The sequence below is a fragment of the Bradyrhizobium arachidis genome, assembly GCF_015291705.1.
GTDB classification, from domain to species: Bacteria; Pseudomonadota; Alphaproteobacteria; order Rhizobiales; family Xanthobacteraceae; genus Bradyrhizobium; species Bradyrhizobium arachidis.
Map to the genome: position 1 here is coordinate 6,446,674 of NZ_CP030050.1, position 17,105 is coordinate 6,463,778.

The 17,105-nt window shown below is 64.6% G+C and carries 20 protein-coding genes; 13 read left to right on the forward strand and 7 right to left on the reverse strand.

The genetic code is table 11. From position 1 onward, the window contains the following. Nucleotides 1-29: 29 nt before the first annotated feature. Nucleotides 30-584 carry a PAS domain-containing protein gene (locus WN72_RS30225; RefSeq protein WP_092213676.1) on the forward strand — a complete coding sequence of 185 codons (555 nt, stop codon included), beginning with the start codon at nt 30-32 and terminating at the stop codon, nt 582-584. 169 nt (nt 585-753) lie between these two features. Continuing rightward, on the forward strand, nt 754-1,581 hold the full coding sequence (locus WN72_RS30230; protein ID WP_027560058.1) for a Crp/Fnr family transcriptional regulator: 828 nt from the start codon (nt 754-756) through the stop codon (nt 1,579-1,581). Between the two features lie 277 nt (nt 1,582-1,858). Here the strand turns inward: WN72_RS30230 and WN72_RS30235 are convergent, their stop codons facing one another. Beyond that, the gene (locus tag WN72_RS30235) at nt 1,859-2,344 is read right to left on the reverse strand and encodes a phasin (RefSeq protein WP_092213674.1); all 486 of its coding nucleotides are present in this window, start codon (nt 2,342-2,344) and stop codon (nt 1,859-1,861) included. Between the two features lie 424 nt (nt 2,345-2,768). On the opposite strand from WN72_RS30235, the gene WN72_RS30240 reads away from it, so the two are divergent. Next, entirely contained in the window at nt 2,769-3,902 is a 1,134-nt protein-coding gene (locus tag WN72_RS30240; RefSeq protein ID WP_027560060.1) for a DJ-1/PfpI family protein, read from the forward strand. A 54-nt stretch (nt 3,903-3,956) separates the two neighbouring features. On the opposite strand, the gene WN72_RS30245 is transcribed toward WN72_RS30240, so the two are convergent. Then, nucleotides 3,957-4,346, reverse strand: coding sequence for a COG4315 family predicted lipoprotein (locus WN72_RS30245; RefSeq protein ID WP_092213670.1), 390 nt, complete (start codon nt 4,344-4,346; stop codon nt 3,957-3,959). A 146-nt stretch (nt 4,347-4,492) separates the two neighbouring features. Between WN72_RS30245 and WN72_RS30250 the strand changes: the two genes are divergently transcribed. Beyond that, the gene (locus tag WN72_RS30250) at nt 4,493-4,999 is read left to right on the forward strand and encodes a GNAT family N-acetyltransferase (protein WP_092213828.1); all 507 of its coding nucleotides are present in this window, start codon (nt 4,493-4,495) and stop codon (nt 4,997-4,999) included. Nucleotides 5,000-5,125: 126 nt separating this feature from the next. Continuing rightward, complete coding sequence (locus WN72_RS30255; protein WP_027560063.1) at nt 5,126-5,425, forward strand: hypothetical protein; 300 nt, start codon at nt 5,126-5,128, stop codon at nt 5,423-5,425. A gap of 71 nt (nt 5,426-5,496) precedes the next feature. Here the strand turns inward: WN72_RS30255 and WN72_RS30260 are convergent, their stop codons facing one another. Continuing rightward, nucleotides 5,497-7,431 (reverse strand): DEAD/DEAH box helicase, encoded by a 1,935-nt coding sequence (locus tag WN72_RS30260; RefSeq protein ID WP_092213668.1) that lies wholly within the window; start codon nt 7,429-7,431, stop codon nt 5,497-5,499. Nucleotides 7,432-7,676: 245 nt separating this feature from the next. Between WN72_RS30260 and WN72_RS30265 the strand changes: the two genes are divergently transcribed. The 4 genes from WN72_RS30265 to WN72_RS30280 all read left to right on the forward strand — a co-directional run bounded on the left by WN72_RS30265 (nt 7,677) and on the right by WN72_RS30280 (nt 10,040). Further along, complete coding sequence (locus tag WN72_RS30265; RefSeq protein WP_244553683.1) at nt 7,677-8,237, forward strand: hypothetical protein; 561 nt, start codon at nt 7,677-7,679, stop codon at nt 8,235-8,237. 57 nt (nt 8,238-8,294) lie between these two features. Continuing rightward, on the forward strand, nt 8,295-8,660 hold the full coding sequence (locus WN72_RS30270) for a nuclear transport factor 2 family protein (protein WP_027560065.1): 366 nt from the start codon (nt 8,295-8,297) through the stop codon (nt 8,658-8,660). Between the two features lie 222 nt (nt 8,661-8,882). Further along, the gene (locus WN72_RS30275; RefSeq protein ID WP_092213826.1) at nt 8,883-9,623 is read left to right on the forward strand and encodes a metallophosphoesterase family protein; all 741 of its coding nucleotides are present in this window, start codon (nt 8,883-8,885) and stop codon (nt 9,621-9,623) included. Nucleotides 9,624-9,686: 63 nt separating this feature from the next. Continuing rightward, nucleotides 9,687-10,040 (forward strand): cupin domain-containing protein, encoded by a 354-nt coding sequence (locus tag WN72_RS30280; RefSeq protein ID WP_027560067.1) that lies wholly within the window; start codon nt 9,687-9,689, stop codon nt 10,038-10,040. 21 nt (nt 10,041-10,061) lie between these two features. On the opposite strand, the gene WN72_RS30285 is transcribed toward WN72_RS30280, so the two are convergent. The 4 genes from WN72_RS30285 to WN72_RS30300 all read right to left on the reverse strand — a co-directional run bounded on the left by WN72_RS30285 (nt 10,062) and on the right by WN72_RS30300 (nt 13,150). Then, entirely contained in the window at nt 10,062-10,574 is a 513-nt protein-coding gene (locus WN72_RS30285; protein ID WP_027560068.1) for a hypothetical protein, read from the reverse strand. A 104-nt stretch (nt 10,575-10,678) separates the two neighbouring features. Then, entirely contained in the window at nt 10,679-11,095 is a 417-nt protein-coding gene (locus tag WN72_RS30290; protein WP_244553682.1) for a VOC family protein, read from the reverse strand. Between the two features lie 138 nt (nt 11,096-11,233). Beyond that, nucleotides 11,234-12,385, reverse strand: coding sequence for a zinc-binding dehydrogenase (locus WN72_RS30295; RefSeq protein WP_092213664.1), 1,152 nt, complete (start codon nt 12,383-12,385; stop codon nt 11,234-11,236). Between the two features lie 126 nt (nt 12,386-12,511). After that, nucleotides 12,512-13,150, reverse strand: a complete 639-nt coding sequence (locus tag WN72_RS30300) for a Clp protease N-terminal domain-containing protein (RefSeq protein ID WP_092213662.1) — start codon at nt 13,148-13,150, stop codon at nt 12,512-12,514. 382 nt (nt 13,151-13,532) lie between these two features. On the opposite strand from WN72_RS30300, the gene WN72_RS30305 reads away from it, so the two are divergent. The 4 genes from WN72_RS30305 to WN72_RS30320 all read left to right on the forward strand — a co-directional run bounded on the left by WN72_RS30305 (nt 13,533) and on the right by WN72_RS30320 (nt 17,090). Next, nucleotides 13,533-14,471, forward strand: coding sequence for an acyl-CoA desaturase (locus WN72_RS30305; protein WP_092213660.1), 939 nt, complete (start codon nt 13,533-13,535; stop codon nt 14,469-14,471). Next, a complete protein-coding gene (locus WN72_RS30310; RefSeq protein WP_027560072.1) occupies nt 14,461-14,940 on the forward strand; it encodes a GNAT family N-acetyltransferase in 480 nt (159 codons plus the stop codon). The genes WN72_RS30305 and WN72_RS30310 overlap by 11 nt, the downstream gene beginning before the upstream one ends. A gap of 200 nt (nt 14,941-15,140) precedes the next feature. After that, nucleotides 15,141-15,791, forward strand: a complete 651-nt coding sequence (locus tag WN72_RS30315) for an alpha/beta fold hydrolase (RefSeq protein WP_208617479.1) — start codon at nt 15,141-15,143, stop codon at nt 15,789-15,791. A gap of 102 nt (nt 15,792-15,893) precedes the next feature. Beyond that, nucleotides 15,894-17,090, forward strand: a complete 1,197-nt coding sequence (locus WN72_RS30320) for an MFS transporter (RefSeq protein WP_092213658.1) — start codon at nt 15,894-15,896, stop codon at nt 17,088-17,090. Nucleotides 17,091-17,105 lie beyond the last annotated feature (15 nt).

Here is a 17,105-nt window from a genome sequence, read left to right on the forward strand (position 1 = left end):
AGGTGGCGCCCCGGGGTAAGCGTTCAGTCATGAAACATCCGTCGAGCCGCGCATTCTTCGCGTATTGGGACAAGAAGCGCGGCGCTGCGCGGGCCCCTGACCGGGCCAACATCGATCCGGCCGCCGTCCGCGGTCTGCTCGGCGACATCTTCGTGCTGTCCTGCGAGCCCAAGCTCGGCTTCCCCTTCCGCGTCGCCGGCACGCGGGTCTGCGCGCTGGCGGGAGCGGACCTCAAGGACGCGAGCTTTTCGGCGCTGTTTGGCGAGGCCAGCCGCGGCGAGATCGAGGAGATCACGACCGTCGTCGCCGACGAGACGCTGGGCGCGATCGCCGGCGTCACCGCCGCGCGCGAGGACGGCAGCAAGGCCCATCTCGAGCTCTTGCTGCTGCCGTTCAACGCCCGTCCGCACACGCCGGTGAGCGTCACCGGCGTGCTCGCGCCGTTCGACGACGAATGCGGCGCGCTCGGCCCCTTCACCCTCACCTCCTGGCGCTATCTGCACCAGCCCGAGAAATTGCTGCCGCGCGCCATCCGCAAATTGCAGATCGCCCGCGGGCTGATGGTGTATGAGGGGCTGCGCTAGGAGCAGCCTTCGCGTCTGACGCGTAGCTTCGCACAGTCCGCGGCCGATCCTGGAAAGTCTGATCGCGCAGACGCGACCGCGAGCTTGCCAATCCATCACGGGAACCTTAGCTTTGAGGATGCGTTTGGCCATTGCCGTGGCAAGCAACAACGCGGCTCGGTTGGTGAAGATGCGTCTGCCGGGCCTCCGTCGAGGGACGATTCCCGTGATGGAGCACGCGACCAGAGTTGGTAATCGATTGTTAGCTGCGCTACCGCCGGCCGATTTCGCTTTGCTTGCCCCTCATTTGCGAAAAGTGCCACTCGAGCACGACCAGGTCCTGGTGCGATCAGGCGACAAGATCGAGCATCTCTGGTTTCCCTGCAGCGGCGCGATCGCCCTCATCATGGAGCTGCCGAACGGACAGACGGCAGCAACCGCCGTGATCGGCAACGACGGCGGCATCGGGATCATGACCGCGTTCGGCCCGACCCGATCACCCATGACCGCAATCGTCCGCGTTGCCGGGACGGCGCTGCAGATCTCGCCCGCGCGATTTCACGTCGCGCTCGAACGCAGTCCCGCCATCGCAAGTTCGGTACAGCTTCTCACCAGGGCGATGCTGACGCAGGTCCAGCACGTCGCGGCCTGCAATGCGTTGCATTCCGTCGAAGCGCGCCTCGCCCGCTGGCTGCTGCACATCCACGACCGGACGGATGGTGGTGACATCCTGCCCCTGACACAGGAGACGCTGTCGGAATTGCTCGGCGTCCGGCGCACCACGGTCACGCATGTGGTGAGCGCGTTGCGCACATCACGGGCAATCAAATCCAACCGGCGCGGCCAGCTCGAGATCGACAGGCGCCGGCTCGAGGTCATCGCCTGTGAGTGCTACAAGGTGATGAGCCGCAGGATCGATCGGATCGTCTTGCAGGATGCGCCAAGGGTCCTTCACGCCGCGCCGGCGCGGATTGGCTGCCTCCCCCCAGACCCGCCCTTCGCCGAGACCGACTCGTAGACCCAAGCCTCTCTGGCGAACCATTCGTGCGTCGCGGCGCATATCCGGCAATAGGTGCGCGAAAAAAACACCGCACTGCACCGAAACCTTTCACGATCCATCTCGATGCCCGTCGGAATGGCATCTCCCGTTTCCGGGCACTTGATCATCACCATACCCATCCTGATTTCCTCCAGCTTGGCATCACCTCGGCAATGAGGGGGCCGCAATCGGCTGGACGGCGTCTCTTCTTGCGAAGACGCTCGTCCAGCCGATCCGCGCGGCCAACCGCTTCGATTCAAGCAGCCCTACGCAGGACCCGGTTGAAGCTCTGCTTGATCGGCTCGGCCGTTTCGGTCGCGACCTTCTGGGCGAGGTCCCAGAGTTCGCGGTTCTGTGCCGACGTTGCTTCCAAGGTCTTGCGGCTGTGGGCCGTGGAGAGGTTTACGAGATCGGCAAACGACCTCGCATCGACGAGCTGGGAAATGAAATCCAGCGTGGAGCTAGTATTGATATGGGAAATTTCGATCAGCTTGATGCCGTAGTCGGAGGCTCGCTTGGCGTTGGTCGAACAGGCATCGCAGACGGCTGCGGTGATCTCCTCCGACGTCGCCCTCATCTTGGCAAAGTTGGCCTGGGCCCGCGTGGCGCCCTGATCGGCGAGACCGCCGAAGATCGTCTGCATGTTGAAGAAGGGTACGTCGAACCGGAGCTTTGCGCTTCCGTTGGCCCCCACGTCTTGCGGCGTGGCATTCGTTTCGACTTTCACATTGGCATCATTCACGGGCTTTCATCCTTTCAAGCGAAACTAGATAATGGATTGAAGACTCCCCGATGGGGTCGCGGTGCATGCCGCACCGGGACACCAGTACTCCGATTTTCAATGCGGTGGATTGCTGCGGATAACCGCCCCCGCCCCCCTTTACGAAGCCAACTATGCCAGACGAAAGTCGCAGGTTCGGTTCGCTTTCAGACTCTCCGCGTGAATTTATTCACTTCGTGCGACGAAGACGGCGCAGACCGCGTCCTGCATCTTTGAAGTTGTTGCGATCGCATGCGCCAACTTGAGATTAGCGCAGCAATTCCCGTCATGAAGTAAACGATCGCGCTTGCGGCATGACCTTTTTTGCCGGATTTGCGTCATTCCCGATGCCGTCGCCAGCCGATAGCTTCCGCGCCGTATGAGGCAACCGCGATCGGGTGAAATCATGATCTGGCGCATTCTGGCATGGAGCGCCCTCGGAGGCCTGGCGGCGCTCGCGGCGATCGGCGGAACCTGGTTGTTGCTGCTGCCCGGCGCGCCGGCACGGGGAGCCGCACCCGCCATATCGAGCGAGGAGTCCGAGGCGACGCTCGCCGCATTGAAACCGCCGAAGCGAAGGCGTCCCCTCATCGCCATCATCGGCATCAACGACAAGAGCGAGACGACCGATTATCTGATGCCCTACGGCATCCTCGCGCGCGCCGATGTCGCCGACGTCGTGACGCTGGCAACGCAGCCGGGTCCCGTGACCCTCTATCCCGCGCTGAAGGTGCAGCCGCACGCGACCATCGCCGCGTTCGACGCCGCCCATCCCGACGGCGCCGACTATGTCATCGTGCCGGCAATGACGCCGGAAGACGACGCGGCCGCCTTGCAGTGGATCCGGAGCCAGGCCGGCAAGGGCGCAACTGTCATCGCCGTCTGCGTCGGCGCCATGGTCGTTGCCAATACCGGGCTGCTCGACGGCAAGCGAGCCACGACGCACTGGTATTCCGTGGGCGATCTGAAGAAGCATTCCGCGATCCGCTATGCGGCCGACCGCAGGCTCGTGGTCGACCGCGGCGTCGCGACGACGACCGGCATCACGGCATCCATGCCGATGGCGCTCACCCTGATCGAGGCCATCGCCGGCCGCGCCAGGGCCGAAGCGGTCGCCAGCGAGATCGGTCTTGCGGCATGGGATGCACGCCACCGCAGTGACGCGTTCCAGTTCACGCGTCCTTTCGCGCTGACGGCGATCGCAAACACGCTCGCATTCTGGCGCCGAGAGCAGCTCGGGATCGCGCTGACACCAGGCATCGACGAGGTGTCGCTCGCGTTGATCGCCGATGCGTGGTCGCGGACCTATCGCTCCCGCGCCCTCACCTTCGCCGCCGCGGAGCAGGCGCAGACGAGCCGCAGCGGCCTCGGCATCCTGCCCGACAGGATCGCGGCCGACTGGCCGGCGGCGCAGACCCCGCCGGCCGCAACCGGATTGCCGCCGGTGCAGGCGCTGGACCACGCGTTGCGCGCCATCGACGCGCGCTACGGGCCGCGTACAGCCGATTTCGTGGCGATGCAGCTCGAATATCCGAGATAACCGGGCCGCACGCGGCCCGGCGCTCTCGCAAAAAGCGACGCAGCGCGCGATTGGTCAGGGCATCGCCAGATGCCAGGCACCGTTCAGAAAGCCGTCGCCGGTGACGTCGCCGGGCTTTGTGTCCTTGGCGAAGGTGTAGAGCGGCTTGCCCTTGTAGGCCCACTGCTTCGAGCCGTCGTCGCGCGTGATGATAGTATAGCCGTTGCCGGCAGCATCGCTGGCCTCGGCCTTCAGCACCGGCCAGTTGGTCGCACAGGGACCATTGCAGGCCGACTTGCCGTCCATATCCTTGTCGAAGGTGTAGAGCGTCATGCCCTTGGCGTCGGTGAGCACGGTGCCCTTGTCGGTCTTGCCGGTCTTGGTCGGCGGCGCAGCGAAGGCCGCGGGGATGATTGCGAGCGAAGCTGCGAGCGCGAGCGCGAAGCGGATCGATGGTGTCGTCATGATGTCTCCTGTCATGCAATTGGCTTGCATGAGTAGGACGCCACGCGACGCCACCTATTCCTGAGAGCGCTGCAAGGATATTTTTCGCTGCGCGCATCGTCGCGGAGGAATAAATTGGGATGATCGAGATGGAACGACGGACCGAGATGAGCAAGCCGCATTGGCGTCCCGCACGTGCATCGGATCTGCCCGCGATCAGCACGATCGCAGCGCGCATCCATCCTGATCTGCCCGAACGCCCCGAGGTGCTCGCCGAGAAGATGCGGCTCTATCCCGACGGCTGCCGCGTGCTGATCGCCGGCGATGCGATCGTCGGCTACGGACTCGCGCATCCCTGGACGCAGCACCACATTCCGCCGCTTGACGGCTTCCTGCAAACATTGCCTGACGGTGCGGACTGTCTCTACGTGCACGATGTCGCCGTGCTGCCCGACTTTCGCGGCGGCGCTGCGCGCGACTACGTCACGACGATCGAAGCGCTGGCACGCGCCTCAGGCCTCACGACGCTCGCGCTGGTCTCGGTCTATGCCACGCGTCCGCTATGGGAACGGCTCGGCTTTCACCCCGTCGCCGCAGATGAGCAATTGCGCATCAAGCTCACATCCTACGGCGAAGCCGCGACCTACATGCTGCGCGACCTCGCTGCGACGTAACGCCTCTCCCCTCCGGCCCGGCTCACGCGGGCGTGAAGCGCCTCGCTCGAACCGGCTTCGATCAGCTCCCGTCGAAAGGCTGTGCGGACCGTTCCGGTCTCGCCGAACCGAGACTGGAGAATGTCCATGAAACTCACATTGTCGAAAGTTGCTTTGATTGCTTTCGCTGCAACGGCCGCATTCAGCGCGACCAGCGCCAACGCCGCGCAGTACCGGACTTATGGCTGCGATACCGCCTTCTTCGAAGGCTGCACGGGCTTCGTTGAAGCGCCGCAGCAGGGCGGACGCCGCGTGGTTCGCATCACCAACGACATCTCCCCCATCTACATGCGGCAGACCGATCCGCGTTACAACACCTCGCTGCGTGATGCCGGCGGCGGAGGTGGTGGCGGCGGGGGTGGTGGCGGTGGCGGCGGCGGCCGTTGAGCTCTCACCAACTTTTCAGATGATGTCGCCGGCACGATCCGGCGGCATCATTCACGCCGAACGGTGTCCGATCAGCCGCGGCGCTTCTTCCTCGCCTTCTTGCCCGGCGCGCCCTTCATGGGCCACGGCGTGACTGACGGCTCTGCGTGCCCCGGCTTGTTCTTGTGCTTCTTTTTCTTTCCGAACGAAGGCGCAGCGTCGAATTGCGGCCCGCGCTCGCCGAGCGCTTTGCCGCGCGGCTTGAACTCACGTGCATCGCGCGGGCGATCGCCTTGACGTTCGCGGTGATCACCGTCCTCCCTCTCTCGCCGCGGCGCGTGTGATCGCTCCTCCGACGGCGCCTGCCGCGCCGGCGCATCCGCCATCGGCTCGATGCGGATGCTGTCCTCCTTGTCCGGACGCTTGATCTTCGCGGCGAAGGCGTCCGCGACCCGCTCGGAGATCTCGAACTCGGTGGTGGTGTCCATGATCTTGATCGCGCCGATGTCGCGCTTGTCGATGCCGCCGCGGCGGCAGATCATCGGCAGCAGCCAGCGCGCCTCTGCATTCTTGCGCCGCCCGATCGCGGCACGGAACCAGACGCTGGCCTCCGCCATGCCGTGCTTCGACGACGATTTGCCGGACTTCGATCGCGGCTTGGCGCGATCCTCGCCGCCTTCAAATCTGTCGCGCCCGCGATCCGGCCGGCCTGTTCGCTCGCCGGGATCGATGATGTCCTCGGGCGACGGCAGCCGCGCGCGATAGAGCCGCGCCAGTGCAGCTGCGATATCCTCAGCCGACCGCTCGGCGAGCAGCGCCTGAGCCAGCGCGAGATCGTCGGCGGTTGTCTCCTCGGTGAACAGCACGTCCTTCATGCGCTCGTGATCGAGCTTGCGGATCTCCTCCGCCTGCGGCGCGGTGCCCCAGGCTGCATCGATGCCGGAGAGATTGAGCAGCAGCTCGGCGCGCCGCCGCCGTGCCGGCGGCACCAAGAGCACGCTGGTCCCCTTGCGCCCGGCGCGCCCGGTGCGGCCCGAGCGATGCTGCATGACCTCGGCGTCGTTGGGCAGGTCGGCATGGATGACGAGGTCGAGGCTCGGCAAGTCGATGCCGCGGGCGGCAACGTCGGTCGCCACGCAGACGCGCGCGCGTCCGTCCCGCAGCGACTGCAGCGCCAGCGTGCGCTCGTTCTGCGTCAGTTCGCCCGACAGCGCGACCACGGCGAAGCCGCGCTCCAGCAGCGCCGCCTGCAAGTGCCTCACGGCATCGCGCGTGCTGCAAAACACCAGCGCGCTCGGCGCCTCGAAGAAACGCAGAACGTTGACGACCGCGTGCTCGACATCGCCGGGCGCGATCCGGATCGCGCGGTAATCGATGTCGGCGTGGCCGCCTTCGTCGCCGGCGACCTCGATCCGAAAGGCGTCGCGCTGATATTGCCGCGCCAGCGCAACGATGCCGCGCGGAAAGGTCGCCGAGAACAGCAGCGTCCGGCGCGTCTCCGGCGTGGTTTCGAGGATGAACTCCATGTCCTCGCGAAAGCCGAGATTGAGCATCTCGTCGGCCTCGTCGAGCACGACCGCGGCGAGTTCGGAGATGTCGAGGCGGCCGCGGCGCAAATGATCGCAGAGACGGCCGGGCGTGCCGACCACGATGTGCGCGCCGGCGGCGAGCTCGCGCTGCTCACGCCGCGGATCCATGCCGCCGACGCAGGAGACGACGCGTCCGCCGGCATGACCGTAGAGCCAGGCCAGCTCGCGCTGGACCTGAAGCGCGAGCTCACGGGTCGGCGCCACGATCAGCGCGAGCGGTGCGGCCGCGGGTGCGAACTGCTCGGCGTCATCGAGGAGATTTTTGGCGATCGCCAATCCATAGGCGACCGTCTTGCCGGAGCCGGTCTGGGCCGAGACCAGAAGGTCGCGGCCGGTGGCTTCGTGGGCGAGCACCGCGAGCTGGACGGGGGTCAGTGAATCATAGTTCCGCTCGGCCAAAGCTCGGGCGAGCGGCGGGGTCAGGGCCGGAAGAGACACGAGATAGGAAACCTTGGTTGATTCAGGCGCGGAATGGTGAGCCGGCGGACCTGAGCTGGCGTGCGCGGCAATCGGCCCGGCCGCACGCTGGCGATGTGATTGAGGGCTCTTTACGCCAAGCGCAGGGAAATCACCATGCCTGTGATGCATGGCTTTTCGACAAGAGCCGCGCCTGAAGGTTGCAGCGGACTTTCGCGGCCACCTCGATTAACCTGAAGCCAACCAGCTCCCAAGGGAACGACCGCGTGACGCCTTCCATCAAACGCGCCTGCGGCGATTGCACGCTTTGCTGCAAGGTGATGGCCATCGAGGCGCTGGCTAAACCGGCGGGAAGCTGGTGCCGGCACTGCAAGCCCGGCCAGGGCTGCGCGATCTACGCCGAACACCCGGCCGAATGCGCGAGCTTCAGCTGCCTCTGGCTCGTCAACGACCTCCTCGACGAGCGCTGGAAGCCGAGCCGGTCAAAATTGGTCCTGACCACGTCCGAGGACGGCATCGAAGTCCGCTGCGACCCCGGCTCTCCGAACGCCTGGCGCAGGGAGCCCTACGCCAGCGAGATCCGCGCCTGGGCTGTAGAAGGCGAGCGCAACGACATGACGGTGGTCGTGATCGCCGGCCAGCGCGTGATCCTCGTCACGCCGGAGCGCGAGTTCGATCTCGGCAGCGTCGGGCCGGATGATCGCATCGTGCGCGAGCTGGAGGGTGGGCGTGACGGTGAGCAGCGCGGCAGCGAGTGGGCACGGTTCGGCCGAGAGCGAACCGTCGGCTCGGCGCATTGCGTTAGGCTCCGGACACGATCGAGGTGACCAGCAGGCCTGGAACAGTTGGCTTGCACTCGAGCAGGCAAAACAGGTGACCAAATAATGTCCGACAACAAGACAGCAGAGGCCATTTTGGCCGACCTCAATCGCAACTACGTCCGCGCCGTTGACGAGGCCGACGTCGCCTGGTTCGACGCCAATCTCGCGTCGGACTTTCGTAACACCAATCCGGACGGCACGCTGATCGACCGGTCGACATTCCTGGTGCAGATCGGCCGCGGCTCGACGGTGCGCGACATTCGCGAGCACGACGTGATCATCCGTGTTCTTGGAGACTTCGCCATCATTCACGCTCGCACCAGCTATCGTAAGCCTGACGGCAGCGAAGGAGCCGGCCGGTACACGGATGATTGGCAATTCCGGGACGGACGTTGGCAGTGCGTCTCCGCTCACGTGTCGCGCGCATAGGCAAGACGGCCGCAGGCGCCCGGCCTCACGTTCGGGCTGGAGCGGACACGCCGGCGGCCGGCCTTGCCACATCCGCCATTCGATCCCAAATCGTACCGCACGAAAGCCGGGATGATCGCGATCAGCCGTGGCTAATTAGTGAATGTCCTATCAGCCGATGCTAGATAAGTCCGGTGACCTGGCGCAGTTGAATTCAGGCAACACGGCATGGGGAGCACGACGATGCGATTGGCAGTCATTTCCGATATCCACGGCAATCTTGCTGCGTTGGAAGCGGTGCTGGCCGACATCAAGGCGCGCGGTGTCGATCGTACGGTCAACCTCGGCGATTGCGTCACCAGCCCGTTGTGGCCAAGGGAAACTTTCGAAGCGTTCCAGTCGCTATCGGTGCCGACCGTGCGCGGAAACCATGATCGCTGGATCGAGGAGTTTCCAGACAACAAGCTCTCGCCGGCAGGTCTGTTTGCGCGCAACGCATTGACTGCGGAGCAGCGTCGCGCACTCCACAGCCTCCCCTCCCGAATATGGCTGGATGACGGGATCCTGGCCTGCCACGGCACGCCCAACGACGACATGACCTGCCTGTTGGAAGAAGCACTCGAGGACGGCCGTTTCGTGCCGGCACGTTGCGACGTGCTAACCGCGCGTCTTTCGAGCGAGCCAACGGCGCGCGTGGTCCTTTGCGGTCACAGCCACCGCCAGGCGGCCGTTCAAGGGCCGGGCGACTGTCTGGTTCTTAATCCCGGGAGTGTTGGTTGCCCCGTGTTCGCGGACATTCCCTTTGCCGCAAACCTGGAACACCGCTCGCCCCACGCCCGTTACGCGATCCTCACGAAGCGAACAAGAGGCTGGCAAGTCGAACTACTAGCGCTGGAATACGACTGGGAAGCCGCCTCCGCACAGGCGCTCGCCAACGGCCGTCCGGACTGGGCGCAAGCCATGTTGACCGGACATGTCAAATAGCCGGCCTTGCCGCACCGTCCATTCGATCTCAAATCGTGTCTCATGAGAGAGCAACAGGGAAACATGGCTGACAGCATATCGCTTGCCGACAAGCTCGCGACCTTCGAGGATTTCTGGTCGCCGCGCACGGTCACGACCTTCAACGATTGCGACGTGATGGTGGTGAAGGTGAAGGGCGAGTTCACCTGGCACAAGCACGACGACACCGACGATTTCTTTCTCGTCCTGAAAGGCCAGCTGGACATCGAATTACGCGATCGCACCGTGACGCTCGGGCCGGGCGAGCTCTACGTCGTGCCAAAAGGTGTCGAGCATCGCCCGGTAGCGCGCGAGGAGGTTCACCTGATGCTGATCGAGCCGACCGGCACGCCGAACACGGGCGACAAGGCGACCGCCGCCGCGCGCAAGCTCGCCTAGAGAGCACCGTCCGTCGCCGCCCTAATCTTTGGACGTCACCAGTCTGTTGAAGCTGCCGACCAGCCTTGCCCGTGCCCGCACGACATAGTCTTTTGCCGCCCGGCTCAAGGCGCGGACCATGCGCCAGGCTTCGGTCGCTTTCAGCCACGCCCTCACCTCGGCGAACTTGCCATAGGCCCAGGCGAACGCCGGAATCCGCATCAGCTTGTCACGGGTAAGATGGAACAGACGCTCGACCAGCACGAGCTTGAGCAGCTCGCCGATGATGAACGTCACAGCACCGCTCACGATCTGGCCGGTCGCCGCGAGGTAAGCCGCCACCGGCTTGATCGGCTCGAGGATGATCACCGGCACGGAAAACAAGGCCAGCGACGGGTAAGGCGGCAACGATCTGATCCACTCACGCAACCGCCTGAATTCGAAATGACGCCCGATCCAGCGCGCGATCGGCCTCGCCACGGCGATGAAGACCGCATCCACCAGGAAGTAGATGGCGGCCAGGATGTAAGTGACGGGTTTCAGGATTCGCTTCACTGGACCTCTCCCGCGAAGTGAAAGCCGGAACTTGGGCCTAAGTTTCACAGCTGCGCGGATAAGTCGCGGATATTGCATGGAACTTTCTGGGCATCCGCTTCCGCTCAGATCTCCGCATAGACCTCCAACAGATTACCATCGGGATCGCGGAAGAACAGCGTGCGATGTCCGAAGGACTGATCCGTCGGCGGCGACAGCAATACCACGCCCTGACGCACGAGTTCGTCGGCGCATTGATCGACCTCGGCCGCGGACACCTTGAAAGCCAGTTGCAGCGAGGCAGTCCCCGCCGGCACCGGCGCATCGGCCGCGGTCCGGCTCGATCGTGCCAGAGCCAGTGTGTTGCTGCCGAGGCCGTATTCGATCCAGTTCGGCGAGAGCTCGCGCAGCAGGGACAAGGCCAGGACACCCTCGTAGAAGCGCCGCATCGCCGCCATGTCGCGCACGAAGATGACGGTGTAGTCGATCGCGCGGATGGCACGGAAGGGCGAGCTGGCGGGTGGAGTGGGTTCGGCTGTCATCTCGTTCTTCATTCGAAACTCTGACTTGTAGCTCGCATGAAGCTAACGGGTCGGCGCAAAGCACCGCCCGATGACAGGCTCCGCGGAATGCGGGACCGGCGCCCCGGAATACGCTGCGCTCGATCCGGGCTACAGATCCTATTCCACCAGCTCCGGCCACGGCACGATGGTCGACTTCACCGTCTTCATCGCCATCGCGTCCCTCACCGCCTGTGCGACGCCGTCTTCCGTGAATGGATAGATCGTCTGCATCTTCAGCCAGGGATATTTGCCCGCCGTGCGATAGAGCATGTCGACGCCGAGCGGCAGATCGTTGCCGGTAAAGCCCCAGGATCCCAGCACGTTGAGGTCCTTGGTGCAGATCCGGTGCCAGGACGTATCGATCGAGCCGGCATCGGTGAACTGACCCATCTCGACATAGGTGCCGCCGTCGCGCAGCATCTCGATGCCTTCCGGGCCGGCGGTCGGATGGCCCGAGCAATCCATCACGAGATCGGCGCCGAAGCCGCCGACAATCTCGCGCACACGCGCGATGCGCGCCTCGGGCAATTTGATCTCCTCGATGTTCACCGTCGCCTCGGCGCCGAACTCGCGCGCGAGCTTGAGCCGCGGCTCCTCCGGCGCACCGACGCAGATGACGCGCCCTGCCCCCATCTCCCTGGCGGCCGCGACCGCCAGAATGCCGATCGGCCCGGAGCCCTGGATCACCACCGTGTCGCCCCAGGAAAAACCACCGGCACGGGTCGCGCGGTTGAAGGCGCGGATGCAGGAGGTGAGCGGCTCGGACAGCGCGCCGAGCCGCAGCGACATGTCGTCGGGCAGCTTGTAGATCTTGGTGCCCGGCAGCATGTCGAGATCGACATAGACATACTCCGCCCAGCCGCCCCACATGTGCGGCGCCTTGTCGAAGCCGAGATAGCGGCCGTAATAGACCGGTGTCAGGCACTTGTTGGCCGTCTGCGGGTAGTGAATGCAGTAGTAGCAGCGTCCGCACGGCATCAGCGGCGGGATCATCACCTTTGATCCGACCTTGAGCGGCTTGCTCATGAAGTCCTCGGTGAACTCGTCGCCGCATTCGACGATGATTCCGCCGAGCTCGTGGCCGAGCGTGAACGGCCAGGGCAGTGGCTTCGGCCAATGCCCTTTCAGGATATGCAGATCGGTGCCGCAGACGCCGCAGGCGCCGACCTTGATCAGCGCGGCCTTGCGACCGACTTGCGGCCACGGCACTGTTTTGATGACGGGCTCGCTGCCGGGGCCTGCGTGGGTGCAGACGCGGATCTGGTCCATGGCGGTTTCCTCGCTGCCCGCTTGTTATGATTGCTGGTGCGGGTCTGTGATCAGCCTATGACAGCCATGCGATCTTGGAAATACGCGAACGCGCCCCTCAAAGCGCCCGAGCAGGTCGTGCTCCGCTCAATTTGTGCGTGGAGGCGCGCTCTCAAGACGTTCGACGGTCATGCCCTGCTCGCTCAGGAGCCAGACCGCAGGGCTTGCACTTTCACCGAACATGGTGGTCAGCACATCCAATCCGCTCGTTTCTCGTTTCAGGCCGCGGACCTGGGCACGATGCACCACGCGTCGAAATGCGACCGTCGGCGTCGTATCGCGCCCATCCTTGATCATCACCCAAGTGCTCAATTTGTCGTCGACATAGGCGGTTGTGGTTCGCCTCAGGGCTTCGAGATCGACGTCGTTGGCCTTCATCACCCCCGAGGCATCCGGATCGTCCAGCAGCGCCAGCAGGAGGTGTTCCAGCGTCGCGAACTCGTGCTTTCGCGCAGTGGCGTAAGTGATAGCCCTGTCCAGAGTCTGCTCGAGCTCGCGCGTAAATTCCGAAGGCCATTTGATGCTTGCACGCGGCGGCTGCACCGACGCTGGCTCGGACGCTGACGATCCGCGTCGAATGGCGGCAGCAAGCGTGTTCCAATCAGCCAAGCCGAACAGCTCGGCAGTCAGTTCGAGGCTTTCGGCAACCGAAATCTTGAGGCCTTTGGAGACGAGAGAGGCGCGCAGCGTTTGCGCCATGGCTTTGGCATCGCGGAAGTCGCGCATGGCTTACTCCTTTGCTTGAACAATTCGGAAAAGCCAGTGCTTGCGTTGCTGGCCCGTTGTTCAACAAAGGGGCCAAGACGATGCGTGCGATACGTTCACCGTCCCCGAAGGGTGCAAGCGGCAGGTCGTATCTACCGGAGAGAAAGGTGGCGCGCCGAACGCAAGGTGTCAATAGTGACAGCATGAGCAACCGCAAATAGGCATGCGAAGCTATTGATCTCGTAGTCCGCATGGAGCAACACGGAATGCGGGGCCGGCTCCGCAGGATTGCGCTACGCTCCATCCGGGCTACGGTCTCCACCGAGATAGGCGTTGACACGCCTCAGTTGTGTCCGCAGGCTGTTTGTGCCGGAGCGCGGCCTGCTTCGGCTGGGATCAGACCATGGACGTGCGACCGGGCTCCGAACGCATCTTCGTCACACCGGACACCGATCCGCTGGACGGACACGTGCAATGGGCGCCGGCAAAGTCGCTGTGGCTCGCGGGCATGACGGCCGCCGCAATCGTCCTCGGACCGGTTTGTTTCTCGGGGTCGGCGTTCGTGCTCTTCCTCGCGACCAGCGCCGTCACGCTGTGCTGTGGACATTCCGTCGGCATGCATCGCAAGCTGATCCATGCAAGCTTCGACTGTCCGTTCTGGCTCGAACGCCTTCTCGTCTATCTCGGCACGCTTGTCGGCATGGCCGGCCCTTATGGCATGATCCGCCTGCACGATTTCCGCGACTGGGCGCAACGCCAGGCGGCGTGCCACGACTATTCCTGCCACCGCGCCGGCTTCTGGCGCGACGCGTGGTGGCAATTGCATTGCCGGCTGGTGTTGCGCCATCCCCCTCGCTTCAGGCTGGAGCCGCGACTGGCCAATGACCGCTTCTACGCCTTCGTCGAGCGCACCTGGATGTTGCAGCAACTGCCATGGGCCGCACTGTTCTTCGCGATTGGCGGGATGGACTGGCTGGTGTGCGGCATTTGCGTGCGGGTCAGCGTCTGCGTGACCGGGCACTGGCTGGTCGGCCATTTCTCCCACACCAGGGGCGAGCAGGTCTGGATCATCGATGGCGTCGGCGCGCAGGGCTACAATGTCCGCCTCGCGGCGCTGATCAGCATGGGCGAGAACTGGCACAACAACCATCACGCCTATCCCGGCTCGGCGAAGATGGGACTGTTGCCGGGACAGGTCGATCCGGGCTGGTGGCTGATCCGATTGCTCGAAGCTATCGGATTGGTCTGGAACGTCCGGACGCCGCACAATCTCCCGGAGCGGCCCGGCCTGTGGCGGCTGGCGGGCGCGACGTTGCGCGACGGGGTCGCCGATGCTGCGTGACTATCAGGCAACGGATGCCGAAGCGATCGTGCGCGTCGCGCTCGCCGCATTCGCGGAATTCGAGCCGCACTTTTCCGACTGGCCGCTGTTTAACGCCAATGTCGCGAAGATGCCGGGGCTTGCCCAGACCGGCGAGATCATCGTCGCCGAAGATGACGGACGCATCGTCGGTGCCGTCGCCTACATCGGGCCGAAAGCGAAGAAGCCTGCGTTCTTCGATCCGGCGTGGCCGGTCATCCGCATGCTGGTGGTCGATCCCGCCGCGCGCGGCAAGGGCGTCGGCCGCCAACTGACGGAAGAGTGCCTGCGCCGCGCCGAGCGCGACCAGGCTCAGGTCATCGCCCTGCACACGACGCCGATCATGACCGTCGCGCTGCCGATGTATCTGCGCATGGGATTTGTGAAGACCGGCGAGGCACCGGATATTCTGGGCGTGCCCTATGCAGTCTATGTCAAGACGCTGGCGTAAGATGATGTCGGGATCGATTCTTTGACAGTCGGTTGAATGACAAGCTGGACTAGCAGAACCTGCGCAGCAAATGGCATCGACATCCATTATCTGCGAACCGGCGGCAACAAGCCCGCCCTGATTGCGCTGCATGGACTGACCGGAAGCGCGCCTGCTGCACGCTACTGGCCCGCGCGCTCCAGGATCGCTACGACCTCATCATGCCGGACGCGCGGGGCCACGGCGCATCGAGCGCGCCTCGGCTCGGATATCTGTACCGCGACCTCGCAGACGATGTCATTGGGCTCATCGCGATGCTCGGGCTCGAAGCACCGGTGCTGCTCGGCCATTCCATGGGCGGCATGACGGCGGCAGTCGTTGCGAGCAGAATGGGCGCGGCCATTCGCGGCGTCGTCCTTGCCGACCCGACCTTCCTCAGCGCCGAGCGCCAGCGCGAAGTCTACGAAAGCGACGTTGCCGAGCAGCATCGGCGGCTGCTCGGTCGGGACAGGGATGCGGTGCTGGCCGAAGCGCGGCAGCGGCAACCGCACCGGTCGGGCGAATTGCTCGAACTGATCATCGACGCGCGGCTGCGGACCGAGACGCGTGCCTTCGAGGTTCTCACGCCGCCGAACCCGGACTATCGCGAGTTGGTCAAAGCGATTGCGGCCCCGAGCCTGCTTGTCATCGGAGACAATGGCGTTGTCTCCGTCGAGACGGCGCGGGAGCTGCAGGAGCTCAATCCACGCCTTCGCCATGAGGTGATCGCGAACGCGGGCCATGGGCTGCCCTACGACAGGCCGGATGAGTTTGCGGCGGTGGTCAGGTCGTTTCTGGAGACGGTGGATGTCCCACACACCCAATTGTCTTGAGCGGCCGCCAGCGAACGTGTAAGGCCCGAGCAGTCCCATCCTGGTGATCGCTTGAACCCCCTGCCCCAAAATCCCGTCGCTGCGTCCGGATCGTTCGCGGCGATGAAGTCCGTGCCGTACCGGCTCCAGTTCATCGCCTACGTGCTGGCGATGATGGCCGACAATATCGAGCATGTGATCAGCTATTGGGTGGTGTTCCAGAAATTCCACTCGCCAACGCTGGGCGGCTTTGCGGTGCTGTCGCACTGGCTGCCATTCCTGCTGTTCTCGGTCGCGGTCGGCGGGCTCGCCGACCGGTTCGATCCGCGCCGCATCATCCAGTGCGGCATGCTGCTGTTCATCGCGGCCTCCGCCGGCTGGGGCTTCTTCTTCATCACCGACACGATCCAGATGTGGCACGCGATGCTGCTGCTGGTGATCCACGGCTGCGCCGGAGTCCTTTGGCAAACACCGAACCAGCTGTTGCTCTACGACCTCGTCGGCCCCGCCGACCTGCCGAGCGCAGTACGGCTGAACGCGATGGCGCGCTATCTCGGCATCCTGGTCGGGCCCGCCGTCGGCGGAATCATCATGCTGACGCTCGGCACCTCGCACGGCATCATCTTCAACACGCTGTTCTACCTGCCGATGCTGCTGTGGCTGTTCTGGGCGCCGGTCCGCGACAGCAGCGTGGCGGTGCGACGCTTCGCCGTGCGCGGCTTCGCCGACATCCTGCTCACCATCCGCGCCATCGGCACCCAGCCGGTGCTGACGGCGATGACATGGCTTGCCGGCCTCACCTCCTTCATGATCGGCAACGCCTATCACGCGCAGATGCCGGGCTTTGCCGGCGATCTCGGCCACAGCGATCCCGGCGTCTCCTACAGCGTGCTGCTCGCCGCCGATGCCGCCGGCGCGCTGCTCGCCGGCATCGCGCTGGAATCCTGGGGACGCCTCAAGGGCACACCGCGCACGGCGATCACGCTCGCGATGCTCTGGAGCGTTGCACTGCTCGGCTTCGCCGCGGTGCGGATCTATCCGCTCGCGATCGTGCTGCTGTTCTTTGCCGGCTTCTTCGAATTGTCGTTCAACACCATGGCGCAGGCACTGGTGCAGCTGAACGCGCCGCACGACATCCGCGGCCGCGTCGTCGGCCTCTACAATATGGCTGGGCTCGGCATGCGGGCCTTCAGCGGCATCACCGTCGGCGTATTCGGCGCTGCGATCGGCATTCACTGGTCGCTCGGCCTCTCGGCCGCCGTGCTGCTGGCATTACTATGCCTGCTCTACGGGCGCGCGACGACGAAGCCAACCGGTTGACTCCGGCCTCTCCCG